Origin of the sequence: Marinobacter iranensis, from assembly GCF_029207565.1 — a bacterium.
In the GTDB taxonomy this organism is placed as follows: Bacteria; Pseudomonadota; Gammaproteobacteria; order Pseudomonadales; family Oleiphilaceae; genus Marinobacter; species Marinobacter iranensis.
In genome coordinates, this window is the sequence record NZ_JANCMW010000183.1 from 1 (window position 1) to 269 (window position 269).

Sequence of the window (269 nt, forward strand, 5' to 3'; positions counted from 1 at the left end):
CCCGCCGCGCCCATGCCCCCGGCCGTGCACATCGAGACGACGACATGGCGCACGCCGCGCTTGCGCCCTTCGATCAGCGCATGGCCGACGAGGCGCGATCCGCTCATCCCGAACGGATGGCCGATCGCGATGGCGCCGCCATTGACGTTGAGCCGGTCGGGGTCGATCCCAAGCGTGTCGCGGCAATAGAGGCATTGGCTGGCGAATGCCTCGTTGATCTCCCACAAGCCGATATCCTCGACCCTGAGGCCGGCCCGCTTGAGCAGCTT

1 pseudogene is annotated in these 269 nt (G+C 67.7%); it reads right to left on the reverse strand.

Features of this window, described 5'->3' with window-relative positions:
* Window positions 1-269, reverse strand: a pseudogene (locus NLU14_RS21940) (acetyl-CoA C-acyltransferase); the annotation flags it as partial.